Below are 15,145 nucleotides of genomic sequence, written 5' to 3'. Positions count from 1 at the left end.
CTAGGGCGACATGCATTAACGAAGCCCCGCCGCGACTTCGAAGACCGCGGCCACCGCCATGGCTCCCGGATCGGGTATGCCGTCGAGGTCTCTTTCGCCGACATAGGAAGCGCGCCCGGCCTTCGCCTTCTTCATCGCCCGCGTTGCGTCGGCACCAGCGCGCGCTGCGGAAGCGGCCGCGGCCAGACCGCCGGCCTTGAGGGCGCGCAGTGCCGGGTCCAAAGCATCCACCATGGTGCGGTCGCCGACCCCTGCCCCCCCGTAAAAGGTCATCCGTTCCAGTCCCGCCAGCAGCGCCCCCGCCATGTCCTTCGTGTCCAAATAGGCCTTGGCGGCGGCGGTGAAGAAGATCGACAGAAGCACGCCGCTCGAGCCGCCCATGCTGGTGCTGAGAATGCTGCCGATCGACGAGAGTGTCGCGGCGACGTCCTTCAGCGGCAGCCTTTCGATCTGCGCCAGGACGCTGCGCGAGCCTGTCGCCACGGTCGAGCCGGTATCGCCATCACCGGCGCGTGCGTCGAGGTGGTTGAGCTCAGCTTCGAGCGAGAGCAGGTGATCGCAAATCGCCGCGATCAGCCGATCGGCGGCCGGATCGTGACTGGCCGGCACGGGCTGCTTGGCCAGCGCGGCAATCGCCGGCAGCACGGTGACATCATGCCGCTCGACTGCGGGTACCCAGGCGTGCGGCCCGACGGGCGCTTTCAAAGCTGCCTCGCGCTCCCCATCAAGCCGCATCAGGGAAAGCGAAAAGCCGTTCATGTTGAGCGCCGTCATCAGCGGCGCTGGGCCTATCGTCAGCTTCACACGCTCGGCGAGTGAGGAGGACAGGACCGTGTGAGCGATCAGTCCCATCTCGATCGGCGGCACGGCACCGAGATTGTTGATGAGAAGCGCATAGCCGCCGCCCCCGCGCAAAGCTCTGGAAAGCCGCTCGGACATGGTCGCAACGATGCTGCGCGCCTCCTGCAGGGCGATCCGTTCGACACCGGGTTCGCCGTGGATGCCGAGCCCCAGTTCCCCCTCGTCCGCCTCGAGCCGTTCCGCATGGGCCTGGCCGGGAATCGAGCAGGAGGAGAGCGAAACGCCGAGCGAAACAATATCGCGCGCCGCCGAGCGGGCGGCGGCGGCAACGGTCTCGAGACCGGCGCCGCACTCAGCGAGGTGACCGGCGATTTTGTGGACGAAGAGCGTTCCCGCAACACCGCGTGGCTGAACGATATCCGGGAGCGCGATGTCATCGGCAACGATCACCATCTCGACGCGAAAGCCTTCGACGCGCGCCTTTTCAGCTGCGAGCCCGAAGTTGAGGCGATCGCCGGTATAGTTCTTGACGATCAGCAGGCAGCCCTTCGGCCCGGTCGCCGCGCGGATCGCCGTCAGCACCGCCTCGACGCTCGGCGAAGCGAAGATCTCGCCGGAAACCGCCGCGGTCAACATGCCTCTCCCGACAAAACCCGCATGCGATGGCTCATGGCCGGCCCCCCCGCCTGAGATGACCGCGACCTTCGCCTTGTCCCAGTCGCCGCGCAGGACGACCTTGATGTCGGGATAGGTGTCGAGCCGCGCCAGGCTACCGGCCGGTGCGGTCTGCAGCAGGCCGTCCAATGCTTCGGTAACGATGTTTTCCCTGCGGTTGAAAAAGTGCTTCATCGTACTCATCCAAATTGCCTCGTCGATCGGTCGCCGTAGCGTCAGCGCAACCGCTCTCCCTCGGACCCAAAATAAAGGGGCTGTCTCAGCGTGAGGCTGATCTGGTCCCCTGGTTTGATAGAGAGATGGGGATCTGCGAGTGTCACGAGCTTGTGGCCCTTCACCCGGATATGCAGGTGATTCTGGTCGCCAAGGTGCTCGATCCAGTCCACCTCGGCATTCCCCCGAGCGTTGGTCGCGATCTCCAGATGTTCTGTCCGCGCGCCGATCGTCAGCGCGCCGGAAGGTGGTGTGGCCCCGGGCAGAAGGTCTATGGGAAGCAGGTTTATGTGCGGCTGGCCGAGGCGCGCGGCGACGTGCAGATTGGCCGGGTCCGCATAGATCTCCCGCGGCGTGCCGATCTGCACGAGCTTCCCCTCGGACAGGATGCCGATGCGATCGGCCATCGTCATCGCCTCCACCTGGTCATGGGTGACGTAGAGCAGTGTGGAGCTCAATTCTTTCTGGATCCGCTTCAGTTCCAGCCGAAGCTCTGCCCTGAGCTTTGCATCGAGTGAAGACAGCGGTTCGTCCATGAGGTAAATCGCCGGACGGCGCACCAGCGCGCGGCCGATCGCCACGCGCTGCATCTCACCGCCCGAAAGCCGAGTCGAGCGGTTCTGCAGCTTGTGCTCGATCCGAACCATGCGCGCCACCTCGCGCACGCGGCGGTCGATCTCCTCGGCGCCGAGCCGGCGTGCCGGCGAGCGTAGCGGAAAGGCGAGATTGTCGTAGACGCTTAGGTGCGGATAGAGCGAATATTGCTGGAAGACGAAGGCCACGTCCCGGTCGGCCGGCGAGTGGGCGCCGACATCACGACCGCCAATCGCTATCCGCCCGCAATCCGGTCTTTCGAGTCCGGCGATCAAACGGAGCGTCGTCGTCTTGCCGGCACCCGTCGGCCCAAGGAGGACCACGAATTCCCCATCCCTGACGGTGAGCGACAGATCGTCGACCGCGACCGTGTCGCCGAAGGTCTTACCGATACCGTGAAGAACGACCTCAGCCATGGCGCGCCTCCGCGTAAAGGGAGGAGGCGATCGCCCTGCCGGAGACGCAATCGAAGACGGCGATGTTGGCCGGATTGAATTCGAGGCCGACGGCTTCGCCGAGCCTGAAGCTGTGATCGGCCGAAACGCGCGCCTTGACGATGCCGACAGCGGTCTCGACCGCGACGATCTGGTTGGTGCCGAGATATTCGCTGCCATAGACGGCGCCGCGGATGGGGGACTGATCACTGAAGCGGATATGTTCCGGACGGATGCCGAGCGCCATTTCGCCCGGTGCGACGTCCTCCCCCACCTCCGGCACGGCAACCTCGACATCATCGAGGAAGATCGACCGCATCCCCTTGTTGAGCCCCGAATGGAAGCGCATGAAATTCATCGGCGGCGATCCGATGAAGTCGGCGACATACATCGAAGCGGGGCGATCGTAAATTTCCCGCGGCGTGCCGTACTGCTCGATGACGCCATGGTTCATCACCGCGATCTTGTCGGCCATCGCCATCGCCTCGTGCTGGTCATGGGTCACGTAGACAGTCGTCGCATGGATGCGGTTGTGCAGCTCGCGCAACTCATGGACCATGACTTCGCGGAATTCCGCATCGAGCGTTCCGAGCGGCTCGTCCATCAGGAAACATTTCGGCCGCCGGATAATCGCGCGGCCGAGCGCGACACGCTGGCGGTCACCGCCGGCGAGGCCCGACACCGACCGGTCAAGGATATGGTCGATCCTCAAGAGCCTCGCGGTCTCCTCGACGCGAGCCCGGATTTCCGCCTTCGGCACGCCCTGGGACAGGAGCGGGAAACCGATGTTCCGGCGCACATTCATGTGCGGATAGAGGGCGAAGAGCTGAAAGACGAAGGCGATGTCGCGGGCGCTCGCGCGGTTGAAGGTGACGTCCTCGCCGTCGAGATAGATCCTGCCGCTGGTCGGCAGTTCGAGCCCGGCGATCATTCGAAGCGTCGTCGTCTTGCCGCAGCCGGAGGGACCGAGCAGCGCCAGGAACTCGCCGTCCTCGACGGTGAAGCTCGAATCCTGGACGGCGATGAAATCGCCGAACTGCTTGCGGAGGTTTACGATCTTGATCTCGGACATCGTTCACTCCGGGAATTTCGAAACGATGATGAACATGACGGTTCCAGTGAGAAGCATGGCGAGCGAATAAGTATAGAGAACCAGCAGGAACGGCTGGAACAACATCAGGAAGCCGGCGGCGATGAGCGCCGTCGCGATGTTCTCCATCGGTCCACGCCTGAGGAAGACCGGCCGCTTCTGCCGGGTTGCACGAGTCATCTCTTGCGGATTCGTCATTTGCGTACCGCCCCGAAGGTGATGCCGCGCAGCAACTGCTTGCGCAGGATGATGGTGAAGACGAGGATCGGCACCAGGAAGATCGTTGTGCCGGCGGCGACCGCCGGCCAGTCCTGGCCGCCTTCGCCAATGATCGTCGGTATGAAGGGCGGCGCCGTCTGCGCCGAACCCGAGGTGAGCAGCACCGCGAAGGCATACTCGTTCCAGGCGAAGATCAGGCAGAAGATCGCGGTCGCGGCAATCCCGGTCGTCGCCTGCGGCAGCACGACCTTCCAGAAGGCCTGCAGGCGGGTATAGCCGTCGATCATCGCCGCCTCCTCGTATTCGCGCGGAATTTCGTCGATGAATCCCTTGAGCAGCCAGACGGCAAGCGAGACGTTGACCGCGGTATAGAGCAAGATCATGCCGAGCGCCGTGTCGGAGAGGCCGAACTGGCGGTACATAAGGTAGATCGGGATCGCGACCGCGATCGGCGGCATCATCCGGGTCGACAGGATGAAGAACAGGAGGTCGTCGGCGAGCGGCACGCGAAAGCGCGAGAACCCATAGGCCGCAAGCGTTCCGAAAGAGACGGCGAGGAAGGTCGATCCAAAGGCGATTATGAGCGAATTGCCAAAACGCGGCCAGTAGTTCGACGGTCCGGCGATGACCATGTTGCGGCCGCGGGTGATCTCGTCGCAGGTGCCGGTCGGCGGCGGAAGCGACTGGATATAGTCCGGCGTCTGCCGCGTGCGCGTGGTGAAGAGGTTGCAATAACCCTCGAGTGTCGGCGTAAAGACGATCTTCGGCGGATAGCTGATCGAGTCCGGCGGCGACTTGATGCTCGTCAGGAAGATCCAGCCGAGCGGGACCATGGTTATCAGCGCATAGAGGATGACGATCGCGCCGGCGATGCGCTTCACGGTCGGCGTCGGCTCGACCACGGAATGGGCGGTGGTGTTGACCGAACTCATCGCTGTTTCACCTTGTTGAGCGCCTTGACGTAGATGTTGGCGAGGCCGAATACCGCGACGAAAAGGACGATCGCGAAAGCCGAGGAGCGCCCGGTCAGCCAGCTTTCGAAGGCTTCACGCTTCAGCGTGATCGACGCGACCTCGGTCGTCGAGCCGGGGCCGCCACCCGTCAGCAGCATCACCATGTCGAACATCTTGAAGTTCTCAATGCCGCGGAACAGCACCGCGAGCATGATGAAGGGCAGAGCCATCGGCACGGTGATCGACCAGAATTGCCGCCAGGCGGAGGCGCGATCCACCTCCGCCGCCTCGTAAATGTAGTCCGGGATGGACCTGAGGCCGGCGAGGCAGATCAGCATGACGTAGGGCGTCCACATCCACGTATCGACGATGATGATCGCCCAAGGCGCGAGATTCACTGAACCGAGCATCTCGAAGGATGACGGCGGAATGCCCGTGAAGAACGAGACGATGTAATTGAAGAGGCCGATCTGCGGCTGGTAGAGGAACCGCCAGAAGTTGCCGACGACCGCTGGCGACAACATCATCGGGATGAGGATGACCGTCGTCCAGAACGCGTGGCCGCGGAATTTGCGGTCGATGAGATAGGCAAGCGCGAAGCCGATGACGGTCTGCAGGAGAATCGTCCAGAAGACGAAATGCGCCGTCGTCTGCATGGCGATCCAGATGTCCGCATCGTTCAGCACCCGCTGATAGTTGCGCAGGCCGACGCCCTCGACTTCGGCGTTGGGGCGGTTGGCGCGGAAATTCGTGAATGACAGATAGACGGCCCAGATCAGGGGAAAGATATTGATCGCCAGCAGCAAGGCGATCGTGGGCGTTATGAACAGCCAGGCGATGGCGCGGTCCGAAAGGCCACGCACCCGAACCGCGATCGTTGATGGCGTAGCGCGCGCAAGCATGTCGGCGGGTCGCTCCGCAATGGTGGAAGGGGCATCGGTCACTGACGTCACCTGAAGTCGAGGAAGGATCGGTTCGAGGCCCGCGGCCCGGACTTCGCTGCCGGGCCGTGAAACTGAGGCAAGCCTAGAGCTTGCCTTCGTCCTCGAAGATCTCCTTCCAGTCGTTGACCAATGCGTCGAGCGCCTCCTGAGCGGTGCCCTGATCAGCCACCACATAGTCGTGCAGCCGCTTCTGCATCGCCTGCAGCAGGATCGCGTAGGACGGCTCCTGCCAGAAGTCCTGCACCTGGTTCATCGCGACGAGGAAGTCGGCGGCGAAGGGCTGGCTCGCCTTGAAGGACGGATCGTTCAGGACCGCATTGTGCACGGCATAGCCGCCGAGCGCCCACCATTTCTTCTGCACCTCAGGCTGGGCAAACCATTTGATATAGGCGAGCGCGCCGTCCATGTTGTCGGTATTGGCAACGACGGAGATCCCCTGCCCGCCAAGTGTCGAGGCAGCGACCTTCTGTTTCGGATTGACGAAGAAGCCGATCCTCTCGCCACCGACCTTCTCGTCCTTGTAGAGGCCAGGGAAGAAGGCGAACCAGTTCATCGCCATAGCTACCTGGCCGGATTTGAAGGCGTCGAGTCCCTCGCCCATGTAGCTGTCGGTATAACCGGGCGGTTGGCAGCACTTGTAGAGCGCCTTGTAGGCCTCCAGCCCCGCGACGGCATCGGGCGAATTGACAGCGCCGTCCATGTCGTATTTGCCGGCGGTCTGCTGATACTTGAAGCCATAGGGATAGAGCGCCGAGGTCGCACCCATGGTAATGCCCTCGGAGGCGCGCTCGGTGAAGATCGCCGCGCCATAGACCTTCTGCCCGTCGATCTCGCGCCCGGTGAAGAATTCGGCGACCTGCTTCAACTCGTCCCAAGTCTGCGGCGGCCCGAGGTCGCGACCGTATTTCTGCTTGAACTCGGCCTGCAATTCAGGCTTGGCGAACCAGTCCTTGCGATAGAACCAGCCGTTGGCATCGCCCATGGCCGGCAGCGCCCAATAGTTCGGCGTGCCTTTCGGCCAGGTCGAATAGGCATTGACCGCGGCTTCGGCGAAGTCGCCCATCTTAATCCCTTCCTTGTCGAAGAAATCGTTGAGCTTGACGTAGTAGCCGTTCTCGGCTGAACCGCCGATCCACTGGCTGTCGCCGATCAGCAGGTCGCACAGCTTGCCGCCAGAATTGAGCTCGTTGAGGATGCGGTCGGCAAAGTTCGGCCAGGGCACAAACTCGAATTTCATGGCGGTGCCTGTCTGCGCGGTGAAATCCTTGGAGAGCTCGACCAATGCGTTGGCCGGATCCCAGGCGGCCCAGCAGAGCGTCAATTCATCGGCCTTTGCCATTCCCGGTATCGCCGTCGACAGCAAGAGCGCCGACGACATGCCCATCAGGGCCTTCGTCATCTTCCGCATGTATTCCTCCCAGATACAGAGCCGACCGACGTCGGCCTCGGAAAATTCTCCGTTGCTCACATGCCCAAGCCGTACTCCCTCATGTTGAGCAATATGTTTAGTGATATACACTTTACTAAACACATCAAGAGCAATTCGTCGCTGCGATGCAGCATCCACTGCATGTCTCCTTAAATCGACCTCGATCTAAGGACAAAGACATGCAGCACTTCAAAGTGCTACAGCGGCCTTTGCGCGTCTGATAAGACGCGCGGCGCTGTAGGGAGGAGAGGGCCAGAAGGGAGAGCGTGCAGGGCTCCGGTTCAGCCTTTGTTGCGGCTCACGAAGACCGTGCTTGCGTCGCTGACGTTCGATACGTGCCAATAGGCCGCCTTGGCGGCCTCTTCAGCATCTGCACGAAGAATGGCTGTGACGATGCCCTGATGTTCCTTATAGGACTTCGCGAGCCGCCCCGGCAGACGGAATTGGGCGCGACGGAAGGGTGCAAGTCGAGCCCGGGTCTGAGTGACCATTTCGAAGATGTGGTCGTTGTGCGCGCCGCGATAAAGCCTTGTATGGAATTCAATGTTATGCGCGGCATAGTCGTCATCGGCGCCCGCATGGACAAGGCGCATGGAGTCTCCGTGCATCTTTTCCAGTGCGCGGCGCTCGTCGACGGTCATACGCTCGGCGGAAAGCCGCGCACAGATCCTCTCAAGTTCGGCCATGGCCTCGAACATCGAGGCGAGGTATTCACCGGTCACGTTCATGACCATTGCACTGCGATTGGGCTGCCGGTCCACGAGACCCATGGCGCAGAGTTGCCGCAGCGATTCCCGCACCGGGGTCCGCGAGACCTCGAAGCGAGCGGCGAGCGAGAATTCGTCGAGTTTCTCTCCGGGCTGCATCTCACCAGTGACGATCATGTCGGCGATCGCCCGCACCATCTCATCGACGGTCGTACCTGCCCGAATGATCTCTCTTCTTCTTGGCTGTTTCACGCGCGGATTCGACATTGGAATTTGCATACAGATGCACGCACGTGGTCCGCAAGTCAAACTGGAAGCTTAACTCTCTAGAACTTCAGCCGGTTTTCCAAGCTCGCCTAGCTTAGCTTCCGTAGGGATTGGCGCCCACACAAGACCATCTCGCCCATTCCATTAGCGTCGCATAGAAAATCAGCATATCGCTTGAAAACTGCATACAGTTTGCTCAACGGCGATCCACCCAATGAGGGCGACTCAACGATATCATATGGTTACTTCTTGGCACACACATTGCATGCACTTTTCATTGCATCGAATTCGAACCGGCCAGCGCCACTCGCAAGGAGCATCCCAATGACCAAACTCCTTCATGCCTCCCACGCCATATCCCGCCGCGCATTTCTGCAATCATCTGCCGCGGGTGCCGCCGTGGCGAGCCTCGCGCCGGGTCTTCTCCTTTCGCCTGCCGCCGCCCAGAGCGCATTGACCGTCGGCTTCATCTATGTCGGCCCCAAGGACGATTACGGCTACAACCAGGCGCATGCGGAGGGAGCGGCGGCAATCAAGGCCTTGCCGGGCGTCACCGTCGTCGAGGAGGAGAACGTCCCCGAGACCGTTGACGTTCAGAAGACGATGGAATCGATGATCAACCTCGATGGGGCGACGCTCCTCTTCCCCACCTCCTTCGGCTATTTTGATCCCCACATGCTGGAGCTGGCGAAGAAATATCCCGGCATCCAGTTCCGCCATTGCGGCGGCCTTTGGCAGGAGGGCAAGCATCCGGGCAACACCGGTTCCTATTTCGGCTATATCGGCCAGGGGCAATATCTCAACGGCATTGCCGCCGGCTACGCGACCAGGAGCAAGAAGATCGGCTTCGTCGCCGCCAAGCCCATTCCGCAGGTGCTGCAGAACATCAATTCCTTCCTGCTCGGCGCCCGCTCGGTCGACCCCGCGATCACCTGCCAAGTGATCTTCACCGGAGAATGGTCGCTCGCGGTCAAGGAGGCGGAGGCCACCAACGCGCTCATCGACCAGGGCGCTGACGTCGTGACCTGCCATGTGGATAGCCCCAAGGTGGTCGTCGAGACGGGCGCCGGCCGCGGCGCGTTCATCTGCGGCTATCACGCCAATCAAAGTCCGCTCGCTCCCGAGAAGTACCTCACCGGCGCCGAATGGGCATGGGGCAATGTCTACACGGATTTCGTGACGAAGGCCCAGGCTGGGCAAAAGCTTGGAAATTTCGTTCGCGGCGGCCTGAAGGAAGGCTTTGTCAAGATGAGCCCGCTCGGCACGGCGGTTACCGAGGAGGCGCGCAAGAAATTCGAAGCGACGCTCGCCGCAATAATGGCCGGCGGCTTCTCGGTCTTCAAGGGATCGATCAGGGACAACAAGGGCAATGTCGTCGTGGCGGTGGGGCAATCCTTCGCCGAGAACGCGATCGAGCTCGAAAGCATGGACTACCTGGTCGAGGGCGTCGTCGGCTCGACTGCTTAAGGGGCGTCGGCATCATGACCCTCGAAGCCAACTCCCACACTTTAGCCACGCTCGACGGCCGGGTCGGTAGTCTCCGGCCCTTCCTCGAATGGCTGGCGCGCCGCGCGGAACCGCTGGCGATTACGCTCTTTGCCATCTTCGTCGGGCTCGCGCTCTTTTCGCTCTTCATCGCACTGATCGGCAGATCGCCGATCCAGCTCTTCGAGCTTATCTACGCCGGCGGCTTCGGCACATGGTTCTCGGTGCAGAATTCGTTAAGCCGCGCGGCGCCGCTGCTCCTGACCGCGCTCTGCGTCGCCCTTCCCGCCAGGCTCGGCCTCGTCGTGATCGGCGCCGAAGGCGCGGTCGTACTCGGCGGCGTCGCCGGAGCCGCGATCGCCCTGCCCCTCGTCGGCGACGCACCCGCTCCGCTCGTCTGGCTCATCATGGCGCTTGCAGGCATGCTCGTCGGAGCCGTCTGGTTCGGGTTCGCGGGCTTTCTCAGGCACTATCGCGGCGTCAACGAGACAATCGCCTCACTTCTGCTCGCCTATATCGCAATTGCCGTCATGAACCACCTCATAGAGGGGCCGCTGCGCGATCCGGCAAGCCTCAACAAGCCATCCACTGCCCCGTTGCCACCGGACTACATGCTCGGCAGCATCCCAGGAACGGATCTCCACTGGGGTCTCGTCGTTGGCGTCATGGCCTGCATTCTCTCCTGGGTGCTGATCGAGGCGACGAGCTTCGGCTTCGCCGCGCGCATTGCCGGCGGCAACGTCCGTGCCGCACAGATCCAGGGGCTGCCGGTAGGCAGGCTTATCGTTGGTTTCACCGCGCTCGCCGGCGCCTTCGGCGGTCTTGCTGGCATGATCGAAGTCGCTGCGGTGCAGGGCAGCGCCAATGCATCGCTTGCCGCAGGGTATGGCTACACCGGCATCCTCGTCGCCTTCCTTGCGCGCCACAATCCGCTGGCGATCATTCCAGTCGCGGTGCTGCTCGGCGGCATCGATGCCTCCGGCGGTTTGATCCAGCGCCGCATGGGTCTGCCGGATGCAACCGTGCTGGTGCTTCAAGGCACGCTTTTCGTCGTCATCCTGTTCTGCGAGACGTTCTACGGCCGCTTCAAGATATTCAATCCGGACCTCTGGAAAAGGAGCGCATGATGGAAGCCACCGGCATTGGCGTCTGGGGCGTTCCGCTGGCGATCTTCGCCGGCGCGATCCGCGTCTCCACGCCCTTCATCTTCGTCAGTCTCGGCGAGGCGATCACCGAGCGCACCGGCCGTATCAACCTGGGTCTCGAAGGCACGCTCGTCTTCGGCGCAATGACGGCCTATGCGGTCGCGGTCATGACGCTCTCGCCATGGCTCGGCGTTCTGGCGGCAATGGCAGTCGGCGCCTGTTTCGGCCTCACCCACGGCTTCATCTGCAAGTTTCGGAAGGTGAACGACATCGCAATCGGCATTGCCATGATGCAGTTCGGCCTCGGCCTCGCCTTCTTTCTCGGCAAGCCCTTCATTCAGCCCGCCGCTCCGAAGCTGCCGGCCATCGCCTTCGGCGCCTGGTCGGATCTGCCGCCGATCCAGGCCGTCCTCAACATCAACGTTCTCTTCCTCATCGGCGCAGCCCTCGCCCTCTTTCTCTGGTGGGCCTTCCGCAATACCCGTGTCGGCCTCATCCTGCGCGTTGTCGGCGACAGTTCGGACGCCGCCCGGGCGATGGGCTTGAACCCCGATACGGTGCGGCTGCTTGCAACAGCCGCCGGGGGAGCGCTGGCAGCGATCGGCGGCGCCTATCTCTCGCTCTACTATCCGGGCTCCTGGAACGAGGGCATCTCGTCGGGCCAAGGCCTCATGGCCGTCGCGCTCGTCATTTTCGCCCGATGGAACCCGATCGGCTGCTTCCTAGCCGCGCTTCTCTTCGGCGGCGCCGGTGCGCTTGGGCCCGCCCTGCAATCGGTCGGCGTCACGAAGGGCTACTACCTATTCTATGCCGCCCCCTACGTGCTGACCCTCGTCATCATGATCGCCACATCCTCTCCCACCCGCTCGCTCGCCGGCGCCCCTGGCGCCTTGTCGATCACCAAATAGGAGCGATCCGTCATGAACAGTCTCGGCTCCCTGCCGATCACGAGCCATAAGCTCAGCCATATCGATGCCGATCCCTATCCGTGGCCCTATAACGGCGACCTCAGACCCGAGAACACGGCGCTGATCATCATCGACATGCAGACCGATTTCTGCGGTCCGGGCGGATATGTCGACCACATGGGCTATGATCTCTCGCTGGTTCGCGCGCCAATCGAACCGATCAGGAAGGTGCTCTCGGCAATGCGCGCCAAGGGTTACCACATCATTCACACGCGCGAGGGCCACCGGCCGGATCTGGCAGACCTTCCCGCAAACAAGCGCTGGCGCTCGCAGCGGATCAAGGCAGGGATTGGCGATGCCGGTCCCTGCGGGCGGATCCTGGTGCGCGGCGAGCCCGGCTGGGAAATCATCGACGCGTTGAAGCCGATCCAAGGGGAAACAATCATCGACAAGCCGGGCAAGGGCTCGTTCTGCGCCACCGACCTCGAACTGATCCTCAACCAGAAGCGCATCGACAACATCGTCCTGACCGGCATTACCACCGATGTCTGCGTGCACACGACCATGAGAGAGGCCAATGACCGCGGCTTCGAATGCCTCCTGCTCGAGGATTGCTGCGGCGCGACCGACTACGGCAACCATCTTGCCGCGATCAAGATGGTGAAGATGCAGGGCGGCGTCTTCGGCTCCGTCTCCAATTCTGCGACGCTCGTGGGTCAGTTGCCATGATCATCGGCGAAATCCCTGCTCCAAAGAGCATTCCCGCCGTCGGCATCGAGACCGTCGAGATGACGATGCGCTTCGGCTCCTTCACCGCGCTCGACCAAGTGTCGATCAAGGTGCCGGCCGGCACCTTCCATGCTCTTCTCGGCGAAAACGGGGCTGGCAAGTCCACGCTCGTGAAATGCATCATGGGCTTCTACCACCCGACTTCCGGGCAATTGCAGGTCGACGGCCGCGAAGTGGCGATCGCTTCGCCACGCGATGCGGCCGCTCACGGCCTCGGGATGGTCTATCAGCACTTCACGCTCGTGCCTTCGTTGACTGGCGCTGAAAACCTGGTCATCAGCCGCGCGCGCGTGCCCGCGATCATCAACTGGTCGAAGGAGAAGAAGCGGCTTTGCGCCTTCATGCAGACGATGCCCTTTGACATACCGCTCGATCGTCCGGTGAGCGAACTCGCCGCCGGCGAGAAGCAGAAGCTCGAGATCATCAAGCAGCTCTATCTCGGGCGCCGGTTCCTGGTGCTCGATGAGCCGACTTCCGTTCTCACTCCGGCCGAGGCCGACGACATGCTCGGCCTCGTGCGCGGCATGACGGAACGCGGCGAGCTGACGGTCCTGATGATTTCCCACAAGTTCCACGAGGTGACGAAGTTCGCCGGCGCGGTCTCCGTGCTCCGGCGCGGCAGACTTTCAGGCACCGGCAGGGTATCCGAGCTCTCCACCGCAGACATGGCGGGGATGATGATCGGTGACGTCAAGCTCGCCGAACTGGACACGCGCCTGCCCGTTTCCCCGGACGCCGCTCCGGTGCTCGCGGTCAAGAAGGTCAAGGCGCCGGACCGCACCGGGCTGAAGCCTATCGAGATCGACGAGTTGGTCGTTCGCTCCGGGGAGATCGTCGGCATCGCGGGTATATCCGGCAATGGGCAGAAGGAGCTCTCCGAGGTTCTCGCCGGCCAGCGCACGGCCGAGGGGGCAGTCATCGTCAAGGGAAAGCCCTACGGCGCAACGCGGCCCGAGACCAGGGCAAACAACGTCCGCTTCATCCCGGAAGAGCCGCTCAACAATGCCTGCGCCCAAAAGATGACGGTGACGGAGAACCTCGCCTTCCGCACCTTCGACCTTGCCAAGGACGGCAGCGATGCGATCTGGCTCGACGCACGCGGCATGAAGAAGCGCGCGACGGCGCTGATTACCGACTTCAAGGTGAAGACCGCCTCCCCCGCCTCGCCGATTGCAGCCCTTTCGGGCGGGAATGTGCAGCGAGCCGTGCTGGCGCGCGAACTGTCGGGCGACGTCGATCTCCTGATCGTGTCGAATCCCTGTTTCGGCCTGGACTTTTCAGCGGTCGCGGAAATCCGCGCCCGCATCATGAAGGCGCGCAATGCCGGCGCTGCGGTGCTCCTGATGTCCGAGGATCTCGATGAGTTGATGGAAATGTCGGACCGGATCATCGTCATGTCGGACGGCAAGCTCGTCTACGAGACGCCGACTCGCGACGCGGACGTGGCCGTCATCGGAGCCCATATGGCGGGGCACCACTGATGGCGGAGATCAAGGCAGAACCTTTTCCGTTCCGGCTCGACCGCGACGCCGTCGCGCTCATCGTCATCGACATGCAGCGCGACTTCACGGAGGAAGGCGGCTTCGGCGAAAGCCTCGGCAATGACGTAGCGCGCGTGGCGAAGATCGTGCCCGACGTCAAGCGGCTGATCGAGGGCTTTCGCGCCGCCGGCCTGCCGGTGATCCATACCATGGAATGTCACCGTCCGGACCTTTCCGATCTGCCGCGGGCCAAGCGCGAACGCGGCCGCCCCCACTTTAGGATCGGCGACGAGGGTCCCATGGGCCGCATCCTGATTGCGGGCGAGCCGGGCACCGCGATCCTGCCGGAGCTCGCGCCGGCCGTTGGCGAGACGGTCATCGAAAAGCCTGGCAAGGGTGCGTTCTATGCGACACCGCTCGACTACATCCTGAAGGAGCGCGACATCGGACAGCTCGTCTTCGCCGGCGTGACGACCGAGGTCTGCGTGCAGACGACCATGCGGGAAGCGAACGACCGCGGCTACGAGTGCCTGCTCGTCGAGGAGGCGACGGAAAGCTACTTCCCCGAGTTCAAGTCCGCGACCCTGGCGATGATCCGTGCGCAGGGCGCTATCGTCGGATGGACGGCGCATCTCGCCGATGTGCTCAGGGGGATCGCCCATGCCTGAAACGACACGCGAGAGCCTGACACAGGGAAGTTGGCGTGACCTTGAATTCGAGCCGTTCCGCGATGGAGTGATGATCCATTGGATAAGGCACTTCGATGGCGGTCAGCCCGGTGTTGCATTGCTCCGCTACGAGGCCGGCGCTTCCGTGCCGCGTCACCGTCATGACGGCTTGGAGACGATCCTGGTGCTCACCGGCACCCAATCCGACGAAAGCGGCGACTATGGGGTCGGCACCTACATCGTCAATGCCGCGGGCACGGAACATTCCGTCTGGAGCGATACCGGCTGTGTCGTTCTGATCCAGTGGTATCGGCCCGTGACGATGCTTGAAGGAAATTGAAAC

The 15,145-nt window shown here is 62.7% G+C and carries 15 protein-coding genes; 7 read left to right on the top strand and 8 right to left on the bottom strand.

All coding sequences use genetic code 11. The annotated features are described in order from the left end of the window. Positions 1 to 15 precede the first annotated feature (15 nt). From NGR_RS01995 to NGR_RS01960, 8 genes are all read right to left on the bottom strand, one after another. Positions 16 to 1,650, bottom strand: coding sequence for a dihydroxyacetone kinase subunit DhaK (locus NGR_RS01995; RefSeq protein WP_164924037.1), 1,635 nt, complete (start codon positions 1,648 to 1,650; stop codon positions 16 to 18). Positions 1,651 to 1,691: 41 nt separating this feature from the next. Next, complete coding sequence (locus tag NGR_RS01990; protein WP_012706468.1) at positions 1,692 to 2,699, bottom strand: ABC transporter ATP-binding protein; 1,008 nt, start codon at positions 2,697 to 2,699, stop codon at positions 1,692 to 1,694. Next, the gene (locus NGR_RS01985; RefSeq protein WP_012706467.1) at positions 2,692 to 3,789 is read right to left on the bottom strand and encodes an ABC transporter ATP-binding protein; all 1,098 of its coding nucleotides are present in this window, start codon (positions 3,787 to 3,789) and stop codon (positions 2,692 to 2,694) included. Before NGR_RS01985 ends, NGR_RS01990 begins: the two co-directional genes overlap by 8 nt. Before the next feature lie 3 nt (positions 3,790 to 3,792). After that, complete coding sequence (locus NGR_RS01980; RefSeq protein WP_012706466.1) at positions 3,793 to 4,005, bottom strand: hypothetical protein; 213 nt, start codon at positions 4,003 to 4,005, stop codon at positions 3,793 to 3,795. Further along, positions 4,002 to 4,958, bottom strand: coding sequence for a carbohydrate ABC transporter permease (locus NGR_RS01975; protein WP_012706465.1), 957 nt, complete (start codon positions 4,956 to 4,958; stop codon positions 4,002 to 4,004). Before NGR_RS01975 ends, NGR_RS01980 begins: the two co-directional genes overlap by 4 nt. After that, positions 4,955 to 5,881 (bottom strand): carbohydrate ABC transporter permease, encoded by a 927-nt coding sequence (locus NGR_RS01970; RefSeq protein ID WP_012706464.1) that lies wholly within the window; start codon positions 5,879 to 5,881, stop codon positions 4,955 to 4,957. Before NGR_RS01970 ends, NGR_RS01975 begins: the two co-directional genes overlap by 4 nt. Positions 5,882 to 6,005: 124 nt before the next feature. After that, the gene (locus NGR_RS01965) at positions 6,006 to 7,331 is read right to left on the bottom strand and encodes an ABC transporter substrate-binding protein (RefSeq protein ID WP_164923806.1); all 1,326 of its coding nucleotides are present in this window, start codon (positions 7,329 to 7,331) and stop codon (positions 6,006 to 6,008) included. 302 nt (positions 7,332 to 7,633) lie between these two features. After that, positions 7,634 to 8,311 (bottom strand): GntR family transcriptional regulator, encoded by a 678-nt coding sequence (locus NGR_RS01960; RefSeq protein WP_164924036.1) that lies wholly within the window; start codon positions 8,309 to 8,311, stop codon positions 7,634 to 7,636. 339 nt (positions 8,312 to 8,650) lie between these two features. On the opposite strand from NGR_RS01960, the gene NGR_RS01955 reads away from it, so the two are divergent. Genes NGR_RS01955 through NGR_RS01925 form a run of 7 tightly spaced genes read left to right on the top strand, consistent with a single transcriptional unit; the run spans position 8,651 to position 15,142 of the window. After that, positions 8,651 to 9,793, top strand: a complete 1,143-nt coding sequence (locus tag NGR_RS01955) for a BMP family ABC transporter substrate-binding protein (protein WP_012706461.1) — start codon at positions 8,651 to 8,653, stop codon at positions 9,791 to 9,793. 14 nt (positions 9,794 to 9,807) lie between these two features. Beyond that, positions 9,808 to 10,938 (top strand): ABC transporter permease, encoded by a 1,131-nt coding sequence (locus NGR_RS01950; protein WP_012706460.1) that lies wholly within the window; start codon positions 9,808 to 9,810, stop codon positions 10,936 to 10,938. Continuing rightward, positions 10,938 to 11,864 carry an ABC transporter permease gene (locus NGR_RS01945; RefSeq protein ID WP_012706459.1) on the top strand — a complete coding sequence of 309 codons (927 nt, stop codon included), beginning with the start codon at positions 10,938 to 10,940 and terminating at the stop codon, positions 11,862 to 11,864. The genes NGR_RS01950 and NGR_RS01945 overlap by 1 nt, the downstream gene beginning before the upstream one ends. A 12-nt stretch (positions 11,865 to 11,876) precedes the next feature. Beyond that, the gene (gene biuH, locus NGR_RS01940; protein ID WP_012706458.1) at positions 11,877 to 12,593 is read left to right on the top strand and encodes a biuret amidohydrolase; all 717 of its coding nucleotides are present in this window, start codon (positions 11,877 to 11,879) and stop codon (positions 12,591 to 12,593) included. Continuing rightward, positions 12,590 to 14,134 carry an ABC transporter ATP-binding protein gene (locus tag NGR_RS01935; RefSeq protein WP_012706457.1) on the top strand — a complete coding sequence of 515 codons (1,545 nt, stop codon included), beginning with the start codon at positions 12,590 to 12,592 and terminating at the stop codon, positions 14,132 to 14,134. Before biuH ends, NGR_RS01935 begins: the two co-directional genes overlap by 4 nt. After that, positions 14,134 to 14,802 carry a cysteine hydrolase family protein gene (locus NGR_RS01930; RefSeq protein WP_012706456.1) on the top strand — a complete coding sequence of 223 codons (669 nt, stop codon included), beginning with the start codon at positions 14,134 to 14,136 and terminating at the stop codon, positions 14,800 to 14,802. Before NGR_RS01935 ends, NGR_RS01930 begins: the two co-directional genes overlap by 1 nt. Then, entirely contained in the window at positions 14,795 to 15,142 is a 348-nt protein-coding gene (locus NGR_RS01925; RefSeq protein ID WP_012706455.1) for a cupin domain-containing protein, read from the top strand. Before NGR_RS01930 ends, NGR_RS01925 begins: the two co-directional genes overlap by 8 nt. Positions 15,143 to 15,145 lie beyond the last annotated feature (3 nt).

Source organism: Sinorhizobium fredii NGR234 (assembly GCF_000018545.1).
In the GTDB taxonomy this organism is placed as follows: domain Bacteria; phylum Pseudomonadota; class Alphaproteobacteria; order Rhizobiales; family Rhizobiaceae; genus Sinorhizobium; species Sinorhizobium fredii_A.
The sequence above is the reverse complement of the archived record's forward strand: the minus strand, read 5'-3'. Positions and strand labels throughout refer to the sequence as shown.